The 6,686-nt window shown below is 55.0% G+C and carries 4 protein-coding genes; 2 read left to right on the top strand and 2 right to left on the bottom strand.

All coding sequences use genetic code 11. The features are described from left to right. Positions 1–426: 426 nt before the first annotated feature. Positions 427–1,242 carry an AraC family transcriptional regulator gene (locus tag B1748_RS34965; RefSeq protein ID WP_087572602.1) on the top strand — a complete coding sequence of 272 codons (816 nt, stop codon included), beginning with the start codon at positions 427–429 and terminating at the stop codon, positions 1,240–1,242. 110 nt (positions 1,243–1,352) lie between these two features. Here B1748_RS34965 and B1748_RS34960 read toward each other — a convergent pair whose 3' ends face one another. Both B1748_RS34960 and B1748_RS34955 read right to left on the bottom strand, forming a co-directional pair. After that, a complete protein-coding gene (locus tag B1748_RS34960) occupies positions 1,353–4,535 on the bottom strand; it encodes an alpha-mannosidase (RefSeq protein ID WP_087572601.1) in 3,183 nt (1,060 codons plus the stop codon). Positions 4,536–4,696: 161 nt separating this feature from the next. Then, a complete protein-coding gene (locus B1748_RS34955) occupies positions 4,697–5,734 on the bottom strand; it encodes a LacI family DNA-binding transcriptional regulator (RefSeq protein WP_087572600.1) in 1,038 nt (345 codons plus the stop codon). A 194-nt stretch (positions 5,735–5,928) separates the two neighbouring features. On the opposite strand from B1748_RS34955, the gene B1748_RS34950 reads away from it, so the two are divergent. Further along, positions 5,929–6,615, top strand: a complete 687-nt coding sequence (locus tag B1748_RS34950) for an alpha/beta fold hydrolase (protein WP_087572599.1) — start codon at positions 5,929–5,931, stop codon at positions 6,613–6,615. Positions 6,616–6,686: the final 71 nt, after the last annotated feature.

Below are 6,686 nucleotides of genomic sequence, written 5' to 3'. Positions count from 1 at the left end.
ATGTTGGTACACAAACTATTTTACTTCATCCGCAATAGGCAAAATAAAGGGAAATCTGACCTCTAATTCGGGTGAATTCGATACTCCAGTCGTATTCCTCCATATTTAGAGGGTGATTTTCCCTTTACTTCCGAATAACGGGCGCCTAGCGTGAGATTAGAGGGAGATTTTCCTGTTAGCCGGATAGGCCCGCTAGTTGCGTCGCTGGTGGTTGTCCGTTAGTCGGCGTCGCTGGTTGTTGCCCGCCAGTCTTGGAGTAGCATCATGTCCTTTACAAAGCAACAAGACCGCCGTGGAGCTTCTTCGGCGGTCTTGTCGTTATAACGGCGGCACTTAAAGTACGTGTTCAAATCAGTTATTCGTACAATATCGTATGGCATGAAGCTCGTAATCCGGTAAAATAATTATAGAAAGGAGCTGCCCGCCATGATCGAATTTCTGCCTCCCAACCTGCATCAGCTCGACTTGCATCTGATTCAGTTCGGTATGGAGCAATGCACGCCCAATCATATCGTCGGTCCGGGCGTGAGGGATTATTACAAAATCCACTGCATCCTGGGGGGCGAAGGAAACTTCGAGATCGGGGGCAACGGATACCGTTTAGGTCCCGGACAAGGCTTCCTGATCGCTCCAGGAATTGTCGCCCGTTATGCCTCGGATCCGGATAATCCTTGGCGCTACTGCTGGATCGGCTTCGACGGAATCAAAGCCGCGACCTTGCTCGGCCAAGCCGGTCTCTCCGTTGAACGGCCGATCTTCCGGGCCGAGGACGCACAATATTACGAAGGCATAATCGGGAGAATGGAGGAAACGGCCTCCATGAGGGCCGGCCGGGACATCCGGCTGACAGGATTGCTCTACGAATGGCTGTCTGCCGTCGTGGAAGCCCAGACGCCGCAACCCGTCCCGCCGGAGACGCGGTCGCGGGATCGTTATATTGCGCAAGTCGTCCATATGATCGAGATGAATTATGCCAATCGTCTGACTGTCGCCGCCATCGCCCGGTTCGTCGGCTTGCAGCGCAGCTATCTGAACGCCCTGTTCCAGGAAGAGATGGGCTGCAGCATTCAGCAGCATCTCATCGCATACCGGATGCGGCGGGCCGGGGAGCTGCTCGCCTCCACCTCCCTCTCCGTCGGCGATACCGCGCGCTCCGTAGGCTACGACGATCCGCTCCTGTTCTCCAAGATGTTCCGCAAGACGATGGGGATGTCGCCTACGGAATACCGCAACACAAGATGAAGCAGCTACGCCGTCCATTGGCGGCGCGGCGCGTTCATCGGCATGGGGCTGTGGTGACACCCGCACCGCCCCACCTCGCGTTGGGAGCTGCGCGCGGTACAGAAGGGCGATTACGTTTGCTTCTGCTTGCCGAGCGTAAGCCGGAACGTCTTGATCTCGTAAGGCGTCAGCTCGTAACGAATCGGCTCGCCATCTTGATGCAGCTCGCCGATCGGCCGCTCCAGCAGATCGCATTCCTGCCACGCAATAATGTCATAGTCGCTGCCAAGCTCTGCCATGCCGCGAGCGCCGGCATATTCGTGCAAGCGCACGATCAGCCCATTGCCATCTTCCGCCCGTTTCACCGCATCGATCGCGACATGGCCTCCGCTTGGCCGCAGGAACGACTTGCCTGCCGCCGCAGAGCCCCCCTCCACGACGTAAGACGGGTTGTTAAGCTGCCACGCAGCTTCGGCCGTGCCTGCTTCGACCCAATCTCCGCGATGCGGATAGAGCGAGTAGGTGAAGACATGTTCGCCTTGATCCGCATGCGGGTCAGGGTACACGGCCGACTTGATCAGGGACAAACGGATGACGTTGTCCTTAATGTCGTGACCGTACTTGCAGTCATTAAGCAGGCTGACGCCATATCCGCGCTCCGACAGGTCGACCCATTGATGGCCGACGGTTTCGAACCGGGCATGATCCCAGCTCGTATTCCAGTGCGTAGGCCGCTTAACGTTGCCGAACTGAATGTCGTAGGTGGCTTCCGTCGTCCGAATCCGTACCGGGAACGCCACCTTCAGCAGCTGTTGCTGCTCGTGCCAATTCACGTTGGTCGCGAAGTCGATCCGGCGGTTATTCGCATAGACGGCAAGCTTCTGCACGATAGAGGAATCCCCGTACGTCCACTGCAATCGCAGCACCGCCTTCAGCCCGCTTGCCTCTACCAGCTCCAAGGAGACCAGCGCGTCGATCTCCCGCATTTTCTCCCCATAGAACAAATCGATGTCCCATGCCTCGAACATCTTGGGTTTGTCTTCGAACACCTGCAGCACGTTGCCTCTCGATCCTGCCGCCAGCACCTCTCGTCCCGCTTCTTTATCGAACAGGCTTGCAATTTGCCCCTGCTCGTTGAAGGCAATGGCATAAAACGGCGTCGTCAGCACTTTGCCATCCCATTGGAAGGTTGACGCAGCTGCAGACGCTGCCCTCGTTTGCGGCCCCGCCGACTCCGGCTCGAAGCTTAAGACGACCGCTCCAAGAGCAGGAATGCCAGGCACCAGTACATGCCACTCTCCTTCCACATATTCCGCCTGCAGCTCCTCTCCGTCAGGAGACATCGTCCATTTGCCCGCTGGGCCGACATCATCCCGCTTCGGAATGGTTACCAGCTCTCCACGATCGAACGACCCATTGTTATAGACCGTGAAAGCGACCGCTCCGGAGTCGGCGCTCCGTGCCAGCTTCCCTGCTGCTTGATCCCGCACTTCCAGCCCCCATTGCTCGGCTTCCTCGTATTCCGCCTTGGCATCCTCGTAGACTTCCGTTATGGACGATCCCGGAATAATATCATGGAATTGATTGCGCAGTATGGCCAGCCAGCCCTCGTAGAGACGTTCCGCCGACTGCTCATCCCACACGCCGCTCTCTACGGCAGTCATCGCCTGCAGCCATTCCGCCTCGCGGTACAACAGCTCCAGCTTGCGGTTCATCCGCTTGTTATAGGCTTGGCTCGTATAGGTGCCGCGGTGGTACTCCAGGTACAACTCGCCATCCCATGTATGCACGTAACGATCCGTGCCGTCGACCGCCTCATGCAGCTTCTCGAAGTAATCATCCGCCCTGCTCGGCACGACCTTAGGCAAGCCCGGCATATTTTCCAGCCTGCGGCGCATCTCCAGCATATGCCGATTGACCCCGCCGCCTCCGTCGCCGTAGCCGTAAGAGAGAAGCAGCTCCTTATTAACGTCCTTGTTGCGGTAAGTATCCCAAATCCCCTTGATGCTAAACGGTTCGATGAGACCGTTATACGTATACCACCAGACACCTGCGTCCGCCACCTCCGGCGTCGTGATGAAATGGGTCAGAATTTCGCTGCCGTCAATGCCCCGCCACTTGAACGTATCATGCGGCATCCGATTATATTGATTCCAGCTGATCTTCGTCGTCATGAACGTCTTAATGCCGGATTTCCTTAAAATTTGCGGCAGCGCCCAGCTATATCCGAATACGTCGGGCAGCCACAAGTAATCGCATTCCACGCCGAACTCATCGCGGAAAAACTTCGTGCCGTACAAAATCTGCCGAACTAGCGACTCACCGCTCGTCAAATTGCAGTCCGCCTCCAGCCACATAGCGCCGCCGGCTTCCCAGCGTTTCTCCTTTACCCGTTCGCGGATCGCCTCGTAGATTTCGGGATAATCCTTCTTTATATAAGCATATAATTGAGGCTGCGACTGCAGGAAAACGTATTCCGGATACTGTTCCATCAGCCGAAGCACGGTCGAGAACGAACGGGCCGCCTTCTCGCGCGTATGCGTCAGCCGCCACAGCCAAGCGACGTCGATATGCGTATGGCCGACCGCATGTACCGTTACGGGATGCCGGGACTCCAGCTTTCCAAGCTCCTCATTCAGCAGCGCGATCGCTTCCTTTACCGTCCCGTAGAACGCCTCGGAGCCTGGTCGGGACCAGTCCAGCAGCAAGAAGGCGCGGTCGAGCGCCGTCAGCAGATCCTGTCTTGCGGGCGACGATTCCTCCAGCACCTTCGCCGTCTCCAGAGCAGCAATCCCCGTGAAAAACAAATCATCCGCAGCCTCATCCAGCACGCAGAGATCGGCTCGCTTGAATTCATGCTCCTGCTCCGTAGGCACGCCTCCGCCCTCAAGGCCCGACCACAAGCGGAAGGTAAGCTCCAGCTCGCGGCCGACGGCATCCTCGGGGAGCAGCACCTCTTGATGATTGCTGTCAACGCCTTGATAGGGAACTCCGTCGACATAAATTAACGATTCAAAGGCCGAGTTGTTGCCGGCGCCCGTCAAACCGAAATCGAATACGCCTACAACCTTCTGCCCTTGCCACTCGACGGGCACTTCGACATGGCGCTGGAGCCAGACATACAGATCGCGCCCCTTCCAGCGCTCCCCCTTGCGCATCGTTCTCTCCCGGGAGATTGAAGGCGCGCGCTGCACACCGTTCGCTCGCTCCTCGTCGACCTCCATCGCCCACTCCCCCAGCTCGATGACATGCCGATAGCGGAGCTTCCCGAGCTCCTTGATTCTTTCCTGCAGCTTGTCGATAATCCAAAACATCGTAATCTCCTCCTTCAATCGATCAATTTAATAACACGTGTTATCAATGCTTAAAAAAAGCCGCCGCTATTTCGGAAATCGACGCTGCACCGGCGGCGGTGAACGTTACGTTCTAACGGCTTACAACTTAACGGACAACCTCGGCTGCAGTTTGGCCGGTTCTACCGCTCGCGCGCCATACTTTCTCCCGGCACGACAGTTGCCTTTAACCATAACTTCTCCGGCCTCATCGCTTGACTAGGTTCCTCCAAGCTTAAGAGCAGACGGCGCACCGCCTCCTCGCCCATTTCGGCATAAGGAATTTCGACGCAGCCGAGCGGCGGAGCCATAAACGCGTTGCTTCGGTTCGTATTGTCGCCTGCCATGACGGACAGCTCCTTGCCCACCGCGATTCCGAGCTTCCAAGCCATCCGATACAGAATCGACGCGCTGACCGACCAATTGATGAGGATGGGCGGCAACTTCCCGTTCTCCCTCCCGCGAAGCTCCTCCAGAAACCGGAGCATCCAAGCCTCGTCGTAGGCTTGCAACTCGTGGACGACCGGAGCCAGCCCTCTATCAAGGCACCACCGCTCGTAGGCGGAACGTCTCGCCCGTTCAGCCCAGTTCGATCCCGGCTTCTCCAGATAGGCATCCAGATATACGGGTGCAAGGCTGCTTATGGCGCCAATATGATCCAAGACATCGAGAATGCTCTCCCGGTAATCTACGAGGATAGAGGAAGCTTCCGCCGTGCCTGCATAACCCTCGATGGAAATGTACGGCACCTTCGCCTTACGCACTGCATCCAGCCATTCTCGACTCTCGAACGAGATCGCATCCAGACTGATAATACCGTCGAGTCTACGCTGCCTGTACAAGTCGAGGAGCTCGAACCGATCCCGCTCGTCCCCGCCCTTACCGCTGATCAGCACATGATAACCCCGTTCCGCGCAAGCTCTCTGCATGCCCTCAAGCACCTGAAGGAACAGCGGATTTTTCATATCGCCAAACGCCGCAACGCAGCGGCTGACACCCGTCTTCATCGCTCGGGCCCCAGCGTCAACGTGGTAGTCCAGCTCCTTAATCGCCTTAAGTACCTTCTCGCGCGTCTCCGTCCCAACACCGATGCCTGCCGTTCCGTTGATGACCGCCGACACCACGCTGCGAGAAACGCCGGCCGCCTTCGCGACGTCGAAGCTCGTCGTTCTTTTCGCCATAATGATTGCACCTCGCCAATAGAATAACACGTGTTATATGCGCTGTAAATGGGCTTTGTACGATCAGCAGCTTCATTACGTTAACGGGGAGGGCACTTCCAATATGTGCTAAAATATATGTGTGGCAGAAAGTAATTTAACTTTGGGATGTGGTTTCAATACATTTATCAAAAAAAGCAGCTAACAATAAGGTTATGATCGAGTATTTGGATTCATTAGAAGAATCCGACAAGAAACTAGTTCCGTTGATTATTTGTCCAGGTCTGTCCGAGACAGCAGAAGAATATCTAGATTTGCTTGAGGCGGTTCTACCAAGAAGAAGTATAATTCTATCCTTTCGAGGCAGGGGGAAAAGTGATACCCCCGATAGAGGATACAACCTGACCGAACATGTATCAGATATTGAGGCAGTCGTAAAGCAGACTGGAATCTCATCGTTCCATTTATTTAGTTATTCACGTGGTGTTTCTTATGCTTTAGGCTATGTTGAAAGACACAAGGAACAGATACAATCGTTAATTATTGGCGATTATCCTCCAGAGCATCGAGCAATGCCGCATGATTGGCCCGAAGATTACATAAACAACTATTTAATCCCTTACAATCGAACAGCGAATATCCGACCTGAAGCGGTATGGGGTATCCAAAGAGAATCTGCTTTTATTAATTTAAATTATATGTCTTTGTCGATGCCTGTTTTAGTGGGGAGAGGCAAGCTTCAAGAATCGTTAATTACGGATACTGATCTTGATCGATATAAGAAAATGTCCAGCAATATAACAGTAAAAGAGTACTTTCAGTCTGGTCATGACCTAAAAGGGTCCGAGAAAAAGTTGTTTTACACCGACGTAACTGACTTTTTAGATACATTGAGCGAATGATTCAACTAACGCGAGACGCTAGCACCACGACATGACGGCAGCCGGCCACGTGATCGGTTGCCGTTGTCCGT

Origin of the sequence: Paenibacillus sp. MY03, assembly GCF_002165585.1 — a bacterium.
Classification (GTDB): Bacteria; Bacillota; Bacilli; order Paenibacillales; family Paenibacillaceae; genus Pristimantibacillus; species Pristimantibacillus agaridevorans.
This window is presented reverse-complemented; position numbering and strand designations above follow the sequence as displayed.